This is a genomic window from uncultured Tessaracoccus sp. (assembly GCF_947286155.1).
In the GTDB taxonomy this organism is placed as follows: domain Bacteria; phylum Actinomycetota; class Actinomycetes; order Propionibacteriales; family Propionibacteriaceae; genus Arachnia.
In genome coordinates, this window is the sequence record NZ_CAMYPD010000048.1 from 1 (window position 1) to 17009 (window position 17009).

The 17009-nt window shown below is 62.8% G+C and carries 11 protein-coding genes and 1 pseudogene; 5 read left to right on the top strand and 7 right to left on the bottom strand.

Annotated features, from left to right (window positions below; translation table 11 throughout):
* A partial coding sequence (locus tag Q0X68_RS10930) for a S8 family serine peptidase (protein WP_297751593.1) occupies positions 1 to 4892 on the bottom strand: 4892 nt, incomplete at its 3' end.
* Between the two features lie 477 nt (positions 4893 to 5369).
* Here Q0X68_RS10930 and Q0X68_RS10935 point away from each other — a divergent pair.
* Positions 5370 to 6479, top strand: coding sequence for a DNA cytosine methyltransferase (locus Q0X68_RS10935; protein WP_297751596.1), 1110 nt, complete (start codon positions 5370 to 5372; stop codon positions 6477 to 6479).
* 3 nt (positions 6480 to 6482) lie between these two features.
* Here Q0X68_RS10935 and Q0X68_RS10940 read toward each other — a convergent pair whose 3' ends face one another.
* Positions 6483 to 8423 carry an ATP-binding protein gene (locus tag Q0X68_RS10940; protein WP_297751598.1) on the bottom strand — a complete coding sequence of 647 codons (1941 nt, stop codon included), beginning with the start codon at positions 8421 to 8423 and terminating at the stop codon, positions 6483 to 6485.
* A gap of 761 nt (positions 8424 to 9184) precedes the next feature.
* Here Q0X68_RS10940 and Q0X68_RS10945 point away from each other — a divergent pair.
* From Q0X68_RS10945 to Q0X68_RS10955, 3 genes are all read left to right on the top strand, one after another.
* Positions 9185 to 9730: a hypothetical protein gene (locus Q0X68_RS10945; protein WP_297751601.1), complete on the top strand. Its 546-nt coding sequence runs from the start codon at positions 9185 to 9187 to the stop codon at positions 9728 to 9730.
* 181 nt (positions 9731 to 9911) lie between these two features.
* Entirely contained in the window at positions 9912 to 10175 is a 264-nt protein-coding gene (locus Q0X68_RS10950) for a hypothetical protein (protein WP_297751604.1), read from the top strand.
* Complete coding sequence (locus Q0X68_RS10955) at positions 10172 to 10453, top strand: hypothetical protein (protein WP_297751607.1); 282 nt, start codon at positions 10172 to 10174, stop codon at positions 10451 to 10453. Before Q0X68_RS10950 ends, Q0X68_RS10955 begins: the two co-directional genes overlap by 4 nt.
* A 1325-nt stretch (positions 10454 to 11778) precedes the next feature.
* Here Q0X68_RS10955 and Q0X68_RS10960 read toward each other — a convergent pair.
* Positions 11779 to 12156 (bottom strand): annotated as a pseudogene (locus tag Q0X68_RS10960) (helix-turn-helix domain-containing protein); the annotation flags it as partial.
* 129 nt (positions 12157 to 12285) lie between these two features.
* On the opposite strand from Q0X68_RS10960, the gene purB reads away from it, so the two are divergent.
* Entirely contained in the window at positions 12286 to 13716 is a 1431-nt protein-coding gene (gene purB / locus Q0X68_RS10965; RefSeq protein ID WP_297751610.1) for an adenylosuccinate lyase, read from the top strand.
* 106 nt (positions 13717 to 13822) lie between these two features.
* Here purB and Q0X68_RS10970 read toward each other — a convergent pair whose 3' ends face one another.
* The 4 genes from Q0X68_RS10970 to Q0X68_RS10985 form a co-directional block, all read right to left on the bottom strand.
* Positions 13823 to 14977: an ABC transporter permease gene (locus tag Q0X68_RS10970; RefSeq protein ID WP_297751613.1), complete on the bottom strand. Its 1155-nt coding sequence runs from the start codon at positions 14975 to 14977 to the stop codon at positions 13823 to 13825.
* On the bottom strand, positions 14974 to 15855 hold the full coding sequence (locus Q0X68_RS10975) for an ABC transporter ATP-binding protein (RefSeq protein ID WP_297751616.1): 882 nt from the start codon (positions 15853 to 15855) through the stop codon (positions 14974 to 14976). The genes Q0X68_RS10970 and Q0X68_RS10975 overlap by 4 nt, the downstream gene beginning before the upstream one ends.
* A gap of 78 nt (positions 15856 to 15933) precedes the next feature.
* Positions 15934 to 16590, bottom strand: a complete 657-nt coding sequence (locus Q0X68_RS10980) for a response regulator transcription factor (RefSeq protein WP_297751619.1) — start codon at positions 16588 to 16590, stop codon at positions 15934 to 15936.
* On the bottom strand, positions 16587 to 17009 hold a 423-nt coding region (locus Q0X68_RS10985; RefSeq protein ID WP_366128260.1), incomplete at its 5' end, for an ATP-binding protein. The genes Q0X68_RS10985 and Q0X68_RS10980, both read right to left, overlap by 4 nt.

The window sequence follows — 17009 nt, forward strand, 5'->3', positions numbered from 1 at the left end:
GTCATCGAGCCGCACTCGCCCTTCAGCGTCGTCATCGGACGCTCCAGGGTGATCTCGACCGTGCGCTTCGACATCTTGCCGGACGCATCGGTGGCGACGAGTTCCACCTTGACGGGCGCGTTGTGCACCAGCTGGCTGATGTCGGCCGTGAAGGTGGGGTTGGGATCGGCATCGTCGGTCACGGTGTAGGCCGCGAGCAGCTGTTCCATGATGTCCTTGTCCGGATTCACACTCAGCTTGTCCGGGCCGGCGATCACGGGCGCAGCATCGTCGACGGTGAAGCTCACCGATTCGGCTGCGGTGTTGCCGGCCATGTCGGTGGCCACCGCTTCTAGCAGGTGTTCGCCTGCTGGAAGGCCGTCCACCTCGATGGTGAGCTCGACGGGCGTACGCCCACCGGAAGCCGTCGCGTCGGGCGTGTTGGTGCTCGGAGCCGACGACTGGGCCTTCGACTTGGCCTTTGCGGCCTGGGTGCCGCCGGTCGACGTCGTAGCCGCTGCCTGCTGGTTCGCATCGAGCTGCGGCTCGCCGTTCTTGAAATCGACAATGTACGCGCCCGGGTGCGGGTTCGCCTCGACGACGCGAGCGTCGTGCTCCTTACCATCGACGAGCACCTGCAGCGTGTGCAGGTTCGTGTCCTTCGCGAGCACAGTGAATCGGTGCTTTGACGTGATGAAATCGCCGTTGGAGACGCCATCGATGCCAACGGTGGGGCCCTCGTCATCGAAGACAAGGGGGACACCCCGCTCGAAACCGTTGCCCATCTGATCGCTCAGCGAGATGCGCATGGTGTGCCCGTGCTCGCCGTTGATCTTGGTCTCGAAGTCGCGACGGTTGACGTTCGCGCCGGGATCCCAGACGTTCTCGAACTCCTTCACCACGTTGCCGTTGATGGCCATGACGTAGCCGAACTCGTCGTCCCACACGGAGCCCTGAACGTCGATGTCGCCCTTCGGCCCGCCCAGGTAGATCGCGCCATCGGGTGCAATCTTCGGGGTGGTGACGAGTTCGTGACCAGGCATGTTGCGGTCATAGAAGAACCGCCAGCCGCTCATCTTCACGGAGTTGCCCTGCGTGTCGAACACCTCGTAGCCGAACGAGTTGATGCCGTTCACGAGCTTCAGGGGCACCTCGAAGCGCAGATCGTCCCCGACGGGGATCTCCTTGCCGTCGACGATGAACTTGCCAGGTTTGCCGGTGAACATGCCCTTGAGCACCAGGTCAGCGCCATCGTCGCGCACGGTGAGGTTCTGGAACGACGGTTCGACGAAGTACGCGAACTCGCCGAACGGGTCCAGATCGCTGGAGGTATTCAGCCTCGGGTCATCGAACACGATGCGCAATGCATCGCCGGGCACCTTGGCCCCTGCAATGACGAACGTCTTCGTCGTGATATTCACTCCGTCGGTGGCCTTGAGCGTCACCACGGCCTGATTCTTCTCAGGCTTGAAGGTGATCTCGAAGGTGCCGTCGTCGTTGACCTTCATCACTTTCTTGCCCATCGCAAGGTACAGGTCGCCGGCGCGGATGCTGGCGAGATCGTCGCTCACCTTGCCCTTGATCGTGATGCTGCCATCCTGGGCGGGGTCGAGCTGGCCCGCATTGTTGAGTGGGGCATCCGTGATCTCCAGTACGGGGGCCTTGGTATCGAACACGAGGAACACGGAGTCGCTCGCTAGTTCCTTCCCGTTCTTGTCGTACGCGACGAGCTTGTATTCGTTTCGTCCTGGCTTCACAGGCATCGTGACGCTGCCGCGTCCGTCCTGTACCTGCACTTCGACGCCGTTGACGGTGGCCTTAGCCGCGTGCTCACTCACGAGCACGTCGATGGTGACCTTGCCGTCGTGGATCAGCGGCTTGCCAGTGATTGGGTCGACGGACTTCTCATTGACGGAGCCATTGAAACGGTACGAGTCCAGGATCTTCGCGGTCGCGTTATCCAGGAAGTCGAACACCTGCGTGGTGTTGCCGGCTTCGTCGAACACCTGGAATGAGGCGTAGTGGCCCGCTCCCGTGAGATCGGCAGGAATGGTGATGGTCGCGACGCCGGTGGCGGCGTCGAATACCGGATCGGGGTAGTCCTTTCCGCTGGGACCGTCGTAGGCAATCACCGGATTCTTACTGAAGCCCGCGCCCTGATCCGAGATCTTGAGCGTGTAGGTGATGGAGCCATCGTTGTTCTTGACGTATGACTTGCTTTCCACCTTCGGAGCGACGGTGTCGACGCCCAGTGGGAGATCCGTCACCTGCCAGTCGAACTGGTCCGACAGCCGAGCGCGGATGCGCAGCGTGTACTTACCGTCTTGAACGGGCTCGAACCTGTCCGTCTGCGAGTTGTAGAGGGTGCCGTCCCACTTGTGGCCGTACGACGGGCTCGCTGCGGACAGCGCCGACTGAGCGATTCTCGACAACGTCCGACGCTGCACGTCGCGCTCTTCGCCGAGCTCACGGATAACCTTGCCGTCGCGCACCAGCTGGTACTGCACGGACGAAGCGGAGCGGAGGAACATCGGGGCGGGGAGCGCCTCGTCGAACACGCCGTCGCCGTTCGGGGAAATCCATTCGGTGGGCACCGCCCCGAACCTCAGGTAGTTGGACTGGATGTGGGACGAGTGCGGGTTCTTGTCACCGAACAGTTGGTCGAGCACCGACGGCTCCGAGGCCGTCGGATCCTGCACGATGGGTTCCTTGTTCCAATCGCCCGCAAATCCGATGTAGGGCACCGACAGCGACGGCTGCTTCGCGTCCGAGGAGGTGAGCTGTGCCCAACCTTCGACCCAGTGGTCGTCGCCGTTGGCAGGGGTGATGGTGAAGTCGACGGTGGCCTGGCCCTTCGCCGGCACCGTCACGCTGCTCGCCGAGGCGGTGAGCGTCTCGCCCTTCGAGCACTGGGTTGCATTGCCGTTGGGATCGCGAGTTTCGCTCAGCACGCAGGTGCCGCCAGTGGTGAAGGAGTAAGCCTTGTCCCCCTTGTTCTCCAGCGTCACCGTGAACGTCTTGGCGCCGCGCACCTCGCGAAGCGGCACGTTGGGCACACCGTCGACGGTGGCGAACACGCTGCTTTCCAGCGCGGCCTTGGTGTCGACCAGGCCGGCGCCCATCTGACGCGGCGCGTAGGGGACACCGTCCTTCTCAAGCACCTGCGCGGTGTTCGACAGCGACGTGCGCAGTAGCGTGTTGCGTTCCCTGGCGCTGAGCTCCGGGAAGCGCTTGGCGTAGGCCTCACGACCGAGTGCAAACACGCCGGCAACGTGGGGCGCCGCCATCGAGGTGCCGGAGTTGTCCTTGTACTTGTTGTCGTTGACGGTGGAGTACACCGAACCACCGATGCCCGCGAGCTGCGGCTTGAAGTTTAGCTCAGGGCCGGTTCCCCATGAGGTGAACGACGACGGCGCCAGCTCGTCGGCGACAGGCAGCGCGATGCGGCCGTCGGTGAGCTTCAGCTTCGTTTCGCCCGCGGCAATCATCTGCTTGAGCTTTTCGCCTGTTGACTGGTAGAGGAAGGCACCGGGGATCGTGATGTGGTCGATGCCAGCCATGCCCTGGAACTTGTCGCCGCCGGCTGCGTTGTTAAAGATGATGACGCCTGTGGCGCCCTTCGCGATCGCGTTGTTGAACTTCTCTGAGAAGGCGATCTCACCGCGCTGGATCAGTACGTAGTTGCCTTTCGCCTCCGCCGGAATTTCGTCAGACTTGCCGACGCCACCGTCAACCAGCACGTGTTCCTTGCCGTCGGCGGTACCTGTCTGCAGCTGGTAGCCGAACTTCTCGACGGTGCCGCCCTGGACGGCTTCAGCTTGGCTGCCGATGGACTGTGTGTTGTTGATCGACGCGATGGACAGGGCCTCGGGCGCGCTCGCGGGGCTGCCGTGGGTGCCGTTGTCGAACATGCCCATCGCATCGGTGAGCGTGCCGTCGGGGGAGCCGTTGAGGCCCTCGTTTCCGGCGGCGACGATCACCTGGACCCCAGCAGCCTGGGCATTGGCGATCGCGCGGGCCTCGCCCACGGAAACCTGGCCGGTGCCGTTGGGCGAACCGAGCGACATGTTGATGATGTCCGCACCGTGCTTCACGGAGCTTTCAATGGCAGCGATCACGTCGTCTTCGTAGGCGCTCGGGCGGGTGGCGTCGTTCGAGAACACCTTCATCGCCAGCAGCTGAGCGTTCGGGGCGATGCCGCTGATGCGCCCGTTCTTGATGACGTCCCTATCGGCACCACCATTGGCCGCGACGATGCCCGCGACGTGCATGCCGTGCTCGCTGCCCGCGGTGTCAAGAACCTCATTGTTCTCGTCGGCGAAGTTCCAACCGTAGGGCACCTTCTCCGTGAAGCCCTTGGTGACGGCGAGCTTCCCCTTCACGCCGTCATCAAGACGCATGTCTTGGTGGTGGATGTCGATGCCGGTGTCGATGATTGACACCACGAGGCCCCGGCCATCAACGTCGAAGTCGGAGCGTGCCTGTACCGAGTGGCTGAGTTCCGCGGCGGTCTCCATAGACGGTTGGAACGTCTTCAGGGGTTTGACCGAAGCGACGTCCGGATCGAGGGCCAGCGCAGCGATCTGGTTAGCTGGCAGCGTCGCCGAGAATCCTCGAACCAGCAAGCCAAACTTACGCTGCACGCTGAAGCCTTCTTTGCCTTCCCAGCGCGCCAGCACGCGGTCGACCGCAGCGATGCCGCGGCTCTCAACGTCCTTGCCCGTGGGCTGCTGCTTCAGCATCACCATGACGCGACGTGGCTCGTCGGCAGGGCCTGGGACGCGTTGCGCATCGGTCGGGACGCCGCTGCGGGCTGCGAGCGCGTCGGGGGCGGGTAGGTCTCTTGGGGTGGGGGCGGCGTCAGCGTGGAGTGCCATCGCTGCACCGCCGGTCAGCGCTAGTGTCAAAGACACTAGCGAAGCCACGGTTCTCCTCATTGCATCGTCTCCGTCGGCAGGTTGTGTACTTGTAGGAAAATTTGCATGGACATGGGTCCAATGGCGGAACTCTAGCGTGCGCCGAGATCGTTGCGATAGACGTTTCATCACGCAATGTTCACAGCACGCGATACGTATCTGTAGGCGGTGGAGCGTGACGTGCCGTGAGCTGTGGTGCACGCCCGCGCGACGACATCTACCCACTAGGTGTACTGACCAGTCAGTGCAACCAACCGCTTGACAATTAGAATAAAATAACCCCTCTGCCACCTTCGCAGCCCGCGCAGCAATCTGGAAGAGCACCACCCAAAGAGACTTACCACGCCTTCAGCCCAGGTGTCAGATTCACCCAGTAGACTCGAATTGCGAGTCTGTCGTGAGCTCACAATGGGCTCCAAATCAGCCGTAGACCGACGGATGACAAGTCGCCGAGGCAGTGAAGGCAGGTGTCTAGTGCGAACAACCGTGCACAAGCCAATAAGTTCATTCCCCGACGAGACATGCACCGATGGCGCTTCGACAGGTTCGCAGCCCACAGCAGTCGATCTGTTTGCTGGTGCAGGCGGAGCCACCCAAGGGTTGATCGAAGCTGGGTTCGACGTTATCGGCGCGGTTGAGTTTGACGCTGCTGCCGCCCAGTCCTACCGCCTCAATCATGAATGTACGCGGCTGTGGGAGCGTGACATTCAGCGCGTGAGCGCAGCTGAGGTGAAACGCGAACTGGGGCTGAAGACGGGTGAGTTGACGCTGTTGAAGGCTTGCCCCCCCTGTCAAGGATTCTCGTCGCTTGCAGAGGGCCGAATTCAGGGAGATGATCCCCGCAATGATCTGGTGAACCACACCGTCAGATTCGTGCGAGCGCTACGGCCGCGTGCCGTGTTGGTGGAGAATGTGCCCGGGCTGGGGCGCGACAGGCGGTCCGGAGAACTACTGACCGCATTAATTCGCATGGGGTACAACGCGAAGGCATATCATGTAAATGCAGTGGAGTTCGGGGTACCGCAACGACGCAAGCGACTCATAATCTTGGCCTTACGCGGCACGCGTACGCCACTTCCGGAGTCTCTCGTTCTCACCGATCCGGCGACGCCTGTGACCGTACGAGAAGCATTCCGGCAGCTGGAGGCAGAAGTTGCCGCCGACGATCCTCTCAGCGTCCATCGCATCTTGCCGGAAAAGGTGCTCACACGGGTTCAAGCGATCCCCGTGGGCGGCAATCGCCGCGACCTGCCAGAGTATCTCCAGCTCGATTGTCACAAAAGGTTGGACAAGGAGAAGAAGAGCGGTGCGTCCGGGTCTTACGGACGGCTTCACTGGGATCAGCCCGCACCAACGATGACGACCCGGTGTACGACCCCGGCCTGTGGGCCGTTTCTGCACCCGGAGGAGCATCGGCCGATTACTCTGCGCGAGGCGGCTGCGATTCAGACATTCCCGCCGGACTACAAGTTCGCCGGTACGAGAGGTGCCGTTGAACGTCAGATTGGCAACGCCGTCCCCGTCCGCATGGCGGCCAAAATCGCACGTGCCCTGCTCGACTTGCTCGGAGGGCCGGCCAAATAGAGACTACCCGGTCGTGCTCTCATCCGACCCGATGCTCGCGCTCGGGTCGGCGTCCAAAGCGGAGTCGCGGTGGATCGCCTGAATCCTGGGATCGTCCTGAGGTGCGCGTTCAGCAATCACATCGAGATACTCACGGTGAAGACGTTCGGCCGCCTCAAGGAGGTGGCCCCAAGGTGAGATTCGGTAGCCACTGTTGATCATCTCCTGAAGCTCGCTCTGGATCCCAGGCTCGTCCTTGAGGCCAGAATGGATCAACACACCACGAATTTGCGCCCGCTCAGTCGGAAAGTTGCCCACCCCCTGGTTCCGGTCGCGAAGAGTGTTTACGTATCCGCGCAGTTGGTTGAGTTCCCTGAGGCCGATCTTTTCACCGGGTCGCTTCACTTCCACGACGATCCCAGTGCTGCTGTCTCCGATACAGAGAAAATCGAGCCTGCGCTGATCTCCTTCGTTCATCTCAGAGTGGAAGGTTTCACGCAGGACCGTTTCGAGGGAACGTTCGTGATGGAGCAGTTGCCACGTGGGGTCGATGATCCACGGATGTTCACGCAGAAGGTCCTGCATGGTCGGTTTCTCGGGGGCATGTTCCTTGATGAGTCGCCCGAGGGTCTGGATCACGACCACTCTGCCACGAACAAGTTGCGCAGCCTGAACGGCCTCCAGAATGTCCCACTCGCTCATCAAGTCGAGGATGGACTTCTGATCAGATGCAGTGAGCTCGCTGAGTTCCTTGAGCAACGCGAAAAACTGCTCGTTCTCGTAGGCATTCAGAAGGATCTCTACGATTTGATCGAGCCGATTCGACTCCATCGTTGGAGAATCAGCGAGCGTCTGAATAGCCTTGAGGAGTTCCTTCTGCTGCCGCTCGGGAAACTTCTCGATGCGCTTCATGTAGGGAGTAGAGGCCCTGAGTCGTTCCTTCTGCTCCTTGGAGCGGGCAGCGGCCCACTTGCGCAGAGAATCCCGCAGCATGCTTTGGCCCCATTCCAGGATCGGCTGTGCAATAGGATGCTCCCACAGGACTGTGGCGCGGTCAGTGGCGATCAAGTCTTCAGAATAGGAGTCGAGTCCGTCCACGAACACCTCACCGGTGACGTACTGAAGCCCTAACTGGTTCTGCGTTCCACCGCTCATATCGAAGAAGAACGGGGTCTGGACCAGTTTCCCTCTAGCGAGCACGGAGATGCCTCGGATGTCGTCGTTCTTGATCGGTTTCTCGGTGAATCCGACCCACCACTGGACTGTCCCTACGCCGGGAAGATCAATAGTGTCGCGACCTTTCTCTGGATAACGAAACTGGAGTTCCGTCTCGTCCGAAGCGAGCGGATCGTTGTTGAGCGTCACCTGGAAGGTATTGCTGAGTATCGAGAATCGCCGTCCCATACTCCTTCGGAACGATGCAGCCGGAATGCGATTCTTTAGTTGAAGTTCCGACAGACGTATCTCAGTCCCGCTGGGTCGCCGCTCATCAGCCAGAAGTGTCCTGTCTTCGAGTACAGTAGGACGGTACGTGTTAGTGTTGCTGCTCACGAGTTCGTCGTAGCTCATCTTGAACGAGGTGAGATGACCGTCTCTGACAGTTGTGATCGTGACATTCTTGGCGATGCCGAAACCAGCGAGCTTTCCGAGGCCCTTGCGCCCGAGAACGAGTCTCCCGCCCGGTGAGCGTTCATCGCCGGAAGCTCGTCGGTCCCTCCCGACGAGCAGGTACTTGTCATTTACGTCCTCGAAGGTCATCCCGAGTCCATTGTCTCGGATCACGATTTCGGAGTTCGCATCGAGAGGTGTATCAAGCGGAATCTCGATCTGTACCGTGGTTGCGTCGGCATCGTAGGCGTTCGCGACCAGTTCCGCGATGGCCGGTACGGCACCCGAGTACATCTGCAGCCCGAGGTGGCGGACAAGTGACCCAGCGAAGTCCATCGTCAACTTGCGACCACTCATCAGACTCCTTTCACTGGAACGACGGCTTCGGGGAGGAGATCGGAACCGTGTGGTTAGAGTCTACAAGTCGTGCATGATACCGGCGAGCGGATGGACGCTCCACGAACTAGGGCTATGAAGCAAGTTCTTCCATCACAGGTAGCTCTTCCCGCTTCCATGCAGCCTCGTCATAGCTACAGACGGGCGCTCACAGCACCACCCGAAAGTGGAGCCGCTCCGCCAGCAGGCAACTCCCCTCGTTGCGGACAGCGTCGAGCAGCAGCGTGTCATCAAGACCGCAAGCGCATCCACACTTCAACTCGAGTCGGCAGTAATCCTGGCTCTTCAACGGACAGCCCAGAGGCGCCGTTCGGTCCACTCTACATCCAAGGGTATGCACGCATGGACACGCCATAGACGATGTGTACTTCGCTCGGCGGCATCTTGCCATCAGTCTCATGAACCTGCTCGATCACCGATGCTTGCGACTGTCACGAGTCACTGCCTGGGGCATCCAACTGCTTTTCCACTGCGGAACCCGATCATAGCCGGCGGTCAAGTACTGACGATTCTCAGTCTGACTTGCTCGGAGAAGCTCCGGGCCTGAACGTTTGGCAACTCCGCCAGCGGTCTGCTCAATGCCTGCATCGACTCCGTCAAACACGACTGAATAGACAGCCAATCCGCCTCAGACGCCTCCCAGATCTCCCCCTTTGCGGACCGCTCCGACACCGACCCAGTAGACACCACCGGGACCATCTAGAAACTTGCTGAGCGGCGCCATGCCTATCGCGAACTGCCTCCACCGCCTCAGCCACTGGTCGCGAGACTTCAACCGCTGGGTTGCGTACGTTGACGCGACGAAAGACCGGCGGACGATTACGTGGGGTCGTTCGCTCTTGGCGTGGTTCCGGGATGAGGTGGGCGAAGATGCCGACCTCAGTGATGAAGAGATCATGGACCGAACTGTCACCGAGACCCTGCGGGTGCTGGCGGGCCGCGATGAATGGCGGGCACGTGTCCAAGATCGGCCTGAGGTCATGGCTGGTGTCCTCGAACTGGTGGAGGCTGAGGAGGTCGAGGCAGCGGCGGCGCTGGTAGGCGGCGCCGTGGTGGTGCAGGAGAGCACGAAGCTGGAGAATCTTGACAGGGGTGGCCGTCGTGCAAGCCTCGCCGGACGGAAGGCCCGGGGAGACAATGAGCGCCGCGAGGGGCCCCGGAAAATGCCTCGCGAGAGTGGGGGCGATCGCGCGGAGCTAGGGGCATTTTTTTGGGGGGTGGCCCGGCCCTGCAGGGGCATCGTTGTATGGGGCCTCCGGCGGGGCTGACTAGGCACTACGCGCCGGGCCCCCTGTCAAGACCGGAGGCGGAGCGCGGGCCCAGCCACCGCCTCGGTAGCACCTGAGGTCTAGGCAAAACGCGCAGGCACGTGCTTTCCTAGACATTAGGTACAAATCCGACCGGCAGGGTGGCAGCCCATATGCCGGTCACAAGCAGAAAGGCCCCCACATGAGGGTTTTCAGAGTCAACGGTCCGTCCGCGTTCTCCCCTGTCGCTATCCCGCCTGAGCCTGTGCAGGTTTGGGCCGAGGTGGATGGCAAACGGCGCCCCACCGGACAGCAGGCCACTATCGATGGCGTCCCCCTCTGGCGCACCACGATGCTGGCGCAGGTCATGGAGTATGGGCGTCCGGTTCCGGAGTTGGTGCAGTTGGAATTTGTGGCCGGGTCGATTGAGGACGCGGTCAAGACTGCTGAGGTGCTCACGGCATGAGTGAGCACCAGCTGTCTGATGAGGAACTTTTCGGCGATACCCCTAGGCGCAGGCTGGAACCGGCTGTCCGGGCGGTCGCGCTCACCGGCTACCTGCCGCCCGAGTTCGCCAATTTGCCAGAGCTGGTGCAAAACGCCATCTGTGATATCGCAGGATTCCGGCGACAGGCGGAGTACCACGAGAGGCAGGCCGCAGGGTATCGAGAGCAAGAAGAAAGCCGCTGGGAAGAGCTAATCCGTGGATTTCCCGGCGAGGCATCCCCGCCGGTCAGGGGCTAGCGAGGCAGGCTAGACGAAGTCGGAAAAAGGATCGGACCCACCGGCAAAACGTTCGGTGGGTCCGATTCGATCAAATCCGCTGGGTCATCGGGTGGCAGCCCTCACCAGCGCAAAGCAGATAGGCGCTTCATGAACAGTGTAGGCAGAGACAGGGGGGAGGCGCAACGGGCGCGCCGACGATACGGCTGCCGAAGGCGCGCCGTCGGGCAAGCCCAAGGAGCGAGCAGAGCGAGAGGTCAGGGCGCAGCCCAGAGGCCGCCGGAGGCGGCCGTCTTGGTACATCGCGAACTATGCAACCGGTGCCTGAGGACGTGCGCCGTGCCCGGTTCAGGAGGCGGCAAACGTCTTCGGCGTGACTGATTGGTGCAGCTCGGGAAGCGGCGGGGATGAGCTGGGACGCCCGCGATGAGCCGGGGGGGGCTCTGGCTGGGTTCGGCCTCCTCGACCTGCCCGCTGCCGCTGGGCGGTCGGTTCCCGCGTGGGTGTGTATGGGGAGCGGATGCACCGGGCCATTTCTCCGGCCTCGAGCGCTGCCGCTCCATCTGGGCTTGTCCTGTCTGCTCGGCGGTTATCCGCGCTCGTTGGGCGGCGAATATCCAGCGGGCAGCGGAGGCATGCCAGGAGCAGGGCGGCGGGCTCGCCTTCATGACTCTGACCCTGCGGCACGCGGCAGGGATGAGCTCGCGGTCACGCTCAACGCGGCGCTTGAGGGCTGGCGGCGGCTGGCGTCCTCGGCAGCATGGAAGCGGCTAGCTGCGAGGCTCGGTATCGAGGGCTGTATCCGAGCCGCAGAGATCACGTATGGGGCCAATGGGTGGCACCTACATCTGCACGTACTGGTTTTCACGCATGGGGCTATGAGCTCGGGGGACTTGGCCGCGCTTGAGGGGGTGGTTTTTGAGCGCTGGGCCGCGATTGTGTAGCGGCTGGGGGGGGCTCGTCTGCCCAACCGAGCACGCGGCGTTGATGGGCGCCCGATGACCGATGGGCAGGTGCTCGCTTCGTACCTCGCGAAGGTTCAAGAACACGGGGTCGGTCGAGAGCTGGCTAGGGGGCGATATCAAAGGCGGGCGCAATGGGTCGCGTACGCCGTTGGCACTGCTGGACGATTCAACCCAGCAAGATCGCACGGTCGTAGGCCCCCACTCGACCAACCGACACTCGCGACTCGACGCGGATGGGGTGGTTTGTTGATTCGAATGGGGGTTCTTCCTGAGGAGGCGTGGGAGAAGTCGCAGTACTGTGACACCCCTCCATATTTGTCGCAGTAGCGCGACATTTGTACTGACCGGGAACGTTCGTCAGGCGTGCGAAGGTTCGACGGTTCTCGCAGGCTGAGGTGGCCCAGTCGCAGGCCGAGAGCTGGATCAAACCACGTGGTGTCAAGATCCGATGCACGCTCGAGGGCGCGATACCGAGCCGGGCTTCTTCAAGTTGGACCGGTCCTTCCCGTAACCGTAGCCGCAGACTCACGCACCGTTGCACCACCTATCGTGGTGTCTGGTTCGGGGCTGTAGTGGGTCCGCGACGAACGATCAGGCATCGGCACCCACGGCCTGGTAACGAGCAACCCAGCGTTTCACGGTGGGCCAAGAGACCCGAAATCGGGCCGCGACCTCGGTGGTGGGTCCACCCTCATCAACGACAAGCTTGGCGACGATCAAACGGTGTTTCGGAGTCAAGGCTTCGTTAGCGTGGGACACAAGAAGGTCTTTCTAACAGTGGATACCTTCACGAGTCCCACTCAACCAGCAAGGCCATCCCCTCTACTCACATGCCCACATCGTAGTCCTCCAACCAAGCCACCCGGTCAGTACAACTAGGCTGGCCGCATGAGCTTGCCTAATGTCCTCGCTGATCGGTACGCGTCTGATGCCATGTGCGCCATCTGGGCGCCGGAAGCGAAGGTGGTGGCGGAGCGACGACTGTGGCTCGCCGTGCTTCGTGCCCAGCGCGACCTGGGCGTCGACTTCGGCGGAGACAACCCCGACGACGTCATCGCGGCCTACGAATCCGTCATCGACGAGGTGCACCTCGATGCGATCGCCGAGCGCGAGCGTGTCACGCGCCACGACGTGAAGGCCCGCATCGAGGAGTTCAACGCGCTCGCCGGCTTCGAGCACGTGCACAAGGGCATGACCTCGCGAGACCTCACGGAGAACATCGAGCAGCTGCAGATCCTGGAATCCTTGCGCCTTGTGCGTTCCCGCACCATCGCCACGCTGGCGCAGCTCACCAGGCTCGCAGCGCAGTACCGCGACCAGGCGATGACGGGGCGCTCGCACAACGTCGCGGCCCAGATCACCACGCTTGGTAAGCGCTTCGCGACGGCGGCCGACGAGTTGCTCATCGCGCTGCAGCGCCTCGACGAACTCATCGCTCGCTACCCGGCGCGTGGCATCAAAGGCCCCATGGGCACGGCGCAGGACATGCTCGACTTGCTGGGCGGCGATGTCGACAAACTCGACGCGCTCGAGCGCCAGGTCGCCGAAGGACTCGGGTTCCAGCGCGTGCTCACATCCACCGGGCAGGTGTACCCGCGCAGCTTGGATTACGACGTCGTCACCGCCCTCGCGCAGATCGCCGCCGCGCCCAGCAACGTCGCGACGACGGTGCGGCTCATGGCGGGGCTTGAGCTCGTCACCGAAGGGTTCAAGGCGGGCCAGGTTGGCTCGTCGGCGATGCCGCACAAGATGAACGCCCGCTCCTGCGAGCGCGTGAACGGGATGGCCGTGATCGTGCGCGGCTACGTCTCGATGGTGGGGGAGCTCGCCGGCGACCAGTGGAACGAGGGCGACGTGTCTTGTTCCGTCGTGCGCCGCGTCGCGCTACCCGACGCCTTCTTTGCGCTGGACGGGATGTTCGAGACATTCCTCACCGTGCTGCAAGATTTCGGGGCGTTCCCCGCCGTGATTGAGGCGGAGCTTGAACGCTACCTGCCGTTCCTCACCACGACGAAGGTGCTCATGGCCGCGGTGCGCAAGGGCGTGGGGCGCGAGATCGCGCACGAGGCCATCAAGGAACACGCCGTCGCCGTGGCACTCGAGATGCGCGAGGGCCTGAAGACCAACGACCTGCTCGACCGCCTCGCCGCCGACGAGCGCCTCGGCCTCACCCGCGATGAACTGGGTGCCCTTGTCACTCAGCCGCTGGAGCTCGCCGGTACGGCGGGCCGGCAGGTCGACGCGGTCGCGCAGCAGGTGGAGGCCATCGTCGCAGCGAATCCCGACGATGCTGCGTATCAGCCCGGCGCGGTGCTCTGAGCGCACTCCGCGCAAAAACTTCACAATCCGTCCCCAGATTCACCTTCACCCCGGTTTTCAGGGGTTTTGAGGAATCTGGGGACGGATTGTGAAGTTGGTGGCCCGGTTACTTATCGAGCAGCGCGTCCTTCCACTTCACCGGCTTGCCGGTGCGCAGCAACGCGTTGTCGTAGATCCGTGCTGCGAGCATGATGATCAGTGCAGTGAAGACGATCAGCAGCACCAGCGAAAGCACCGGCTCCCACATCGCGCCTTGCTCCTGGAAGACCCGCATGGGCACGGCCACCGGGGCGGAGAACGGGATGTAGCTCATGACTGCCAGCGCCGTCGGGTTGTCGCTGAACATGATGATTGCTATGTACGGCAGCATCACAAGCCACATGATGGGCTGCTGCACGTTGGCCAGGTCTTCCGTCCTTGACACCAGTGACGCCGCCGCCGCGTAGAGCGAAGCGACCATCACGAAGCCCACGAGGAACAGGCCGATGAACCAGCCGATCGGTGCGGCGAGGTTCTGCACCGGCAGCGCGGTGCCGTTAATGGCCATGCCGAGGAAGGCGACGCCCGCCATGAGCAGAATCTGCACCAGCGCGGCGGCAGAGTTACCGAGAATCTTGCCGGTGAGGAGGGCCTTCGACGTGACGGACGCGAGCAGGATTTCGACGATTCGGGTCTGCTTTTCTTCCACCACCGAGTTCGCGATGCTCATGCCGAAGGTGATGGTACCCATCATCCACACGATGCCGAAGCCGAGGGCCAGGAAGTAGGTGACCATCGGGTTGGGCCCGTTGGCGGGGCTGCCGTCGGCAGCAACCTTCTGCACCACCTCGATTTCGGGGTAGAGGGAGATGGCATCCATCACGCTGCTAGGCGGGCTGTCCAGGGTGAACACCTTCACGCCGGTGGGCGATGCATCGCTCGCCACGATGGCCGCATCCGCGTCTTCGGTCTGTACTGCCTTGCGGGCGGCGGCCTCGTCGGGCACTTCCTGCACCTCAAGGTCCGGCACGCCATCAAGTTTCGACGCTACATCCTTGGTGGCGACGACGCGAGGTGCGTCGCCCTCCATCAGGTCGCCGAGCATGGGGGCGAACACGAAGGCGGCCAGCATGATGGCCAAGGTGACCACCGTCGAGATGATGAATGACTTGGAGAGCACCCGCGTCATGATTTCGCGCTTGGCCACCACGCCAACGATGGACGTGAATGACGGGGGAGGCGTGAGCTTGGGGGTCTGCTGGGGGGTCTGCGTGGTGGTCACTGGGCCAACTCCTTGTAGATCTCGTGCAGGGTGCGCTGGACGGGGCCGAAGCGCTGGACACGGCCGCGCTGGAGCGCGTCGGCGAGCACTCGATTGGCCTGCGTCTCGTCGGCGCAGTGGAACTTGACGTAGTTGCCGTCGAACTCGAGGACGTTCACGTCCGCGTTACGCACCCAGCCGGTGTCGCCGTCGGTGACGAGTTCCCACTCGTCGCGCTGGTCGGCGGCGAGGATGTCGGCCCTCGTGCCGCTCGCGCGGATCTCGCCGTTAGCGATGATGACGAGTTCGTCGCACAGCCGCTCCACCACGTCGAGCTGGTGCGACGAGAACAGCACCGGTGCGCCGGTGGCGGCGACGTCGCGCAGCACCGTGAGGGTCTGGTCGACGGCGCCCGGGTCGAGGCCGGAGAACGGCTCGTCGAGGATGAGCGCGGCCGGCTCATGCACCAAGGCGGCGGCGATCTGGGCGCGCTGCTGGTTGCCGAGCGAGAGCGACTCGAGGGTGTCCTTCGGATCACCATTGAGCTGGAGCTGGTCGAGCAGATCCAGCCCGCGACGCTTCGCGTCGGCGGCGGACTGCCCGTGCAGCTGGCCGAGGTAGACGAGCTGGTCGATGACCTTCATCTTCGGGTAGAGCCCGCGCTCTTCGGGCATGTAGCCGATGTTGGAGCGGAACTCGCGTGTGATGGGTTTGCCGTCGACGAGCACCTCACCCTCGGTGGCCGCCAGGACGCCCAGGATGATACGCATTGTGGTGGTTTTTCCGGCGCCGTTACCGCCGACGAAACCAGTCATGAGGCCAGGCTTGATGTCGAAGGAGACATCCTTCAGGACATGTTTCTCACCGAAGAATCGGTGCACATTTCGTACGCTGATCATGAACATAACGCTACTGACCGGGAGGGTCGTCGCACTTCCCCCTGGTGAGGGGTTTTTGCTGTTCCCCCGAGCGGGGGATCAGCTCTGCGAGGGGGAGACGAGCCCGTGCTCGTATGCCCAAATCACCGCCGCGATGCGGTCACGCAGCCCGAGCTTCATGAGGATATTCGACACGTGCGTTTTCACTGTCTCCGGGCTCACGACGAGTTCGTCGGCGATCTCCGCATTCGATAATCCACGTGCGAGCGCGAGCAGGGTGTCACGTTCTCTCGACGTGAGCGCGTCCACCTGGGGTGTGCTCGTCGGCGCTTGCCGTGTGCTGGCGAAGCGGGCGATGACCCGACGTGTCACCTGTGGGCTGAGCAGCCCGTCGCCGGCGCCGAGGACGCGGACGGCATCGATCAGCTCCTCGGCCTCGGCCGTCTTCAGGAGGAAGCCGGAAGCGCCCGCCTGCAACGTCTCGAACAGGAAGTCGTCGCGATCAAATGTGGTGAGGATGAGCACCGACGACGGGCACCCAGCTGCGGTGAGCTGGCGGGTGGCTTCGATGCCATCCATCACCGGCATCTGCACGTCCATGCAAATCACGTCGGGCCCCAACTCGAGCGCGAGCTGCACGCCTTCCTCGCCGTTGCTCGCCTGACCCACCACCTCGATGTCGGGTTCTGTGTTCAAGATGGTGGCGAACCCGGAGCGGATGAGGGCCTGGTCATCCACGAGTAAGACAGTGGTCATCGTGCAGCTCCTGCCGGAATGGTGGCGCGGATGCGGAATCCGCCACGAGGTTTCGGACCTGCATCTAGCGTGCCACCGACGGCGGTGATCCGCTCGCGCATCCCAATGAGTCCAGTGCCGGTGCCCGGCAGCGTGGTTGCAGTGCCGCGCCCATCGTCGGCGACTTCCAGCTCGACGGCGTCCGGTAGCCCGCGCAGCCGCACGTGCACCGTCGCATATGGGCCGGCGTGTTTGGATGCGTTGGTGAGGCCTTCCTGGGCGGCACGGTAGAGCGCGAGTTCAGCGGCGGGGGTGAGCTCAGGAAGGGTACCGATCTCCTCGTAGGTGGCGTGTTGGCCCTTACAGCGGGCGGTTGCGACGAGAAGAGCGAGGTCTGCGAGTGTCGGTTCCGGAGCGGGCGCGTCGTCGGTGTCGCGCAA

Bases quoted from the DNA above. Each gene is read 5' to 3' on its own strand.
- Q0X68_RS10940 (WP_297751598.1), bottom strand. From the start codon at position 8,423: ATGAGTGGTCGCAAGTTGACGATGGACTTCGCTGGGTCACTTGTCCGC.
- Q0X68_RS10945 (WP_297751601.1), top strand. From the start codon at position 9,185: ATGCCTATCGCGAACTGCCTCCACCGCCTCAGCCACTGGTCGCGAGAC.
- Q0X68_RS10950 (WP_297751604.1), top strand. From the start codon at position 9,912: ATGAGGGTTTTCAGAGTCAACGGTCCGTCCGCGTTCTCCCCTGTCGCT.
- Q0X68_RS10955 (WP_297751607.1), top strand. From the start codon at position 10,172: ATGAGTGAGCACCAGCTGTCTGATGAGGAACTTTTCGGCGATACCCCT.
- purB (WP_297751610.1), top strand. From the start codon at position 12,286: ATGAGCTTGCCTAATGTCCTCGCTGATCGGTACGCGTCTGATGCCATG.
- Q0X68_RS10975 (WP_297751616.1), bottom strand. From the start codon at position 15,855: ATGATCAGCGTACGAAATGTGCACCGATTCTTCGGTGAGAAACATGTC.
- Q0X68_RS10980 (WP_297751619.1), bottom strand. From the start codon at position 16,590: ATGACCACTGTCTTACTCGTGGATGACCAGGCCCTCATCCGCTCCGGG.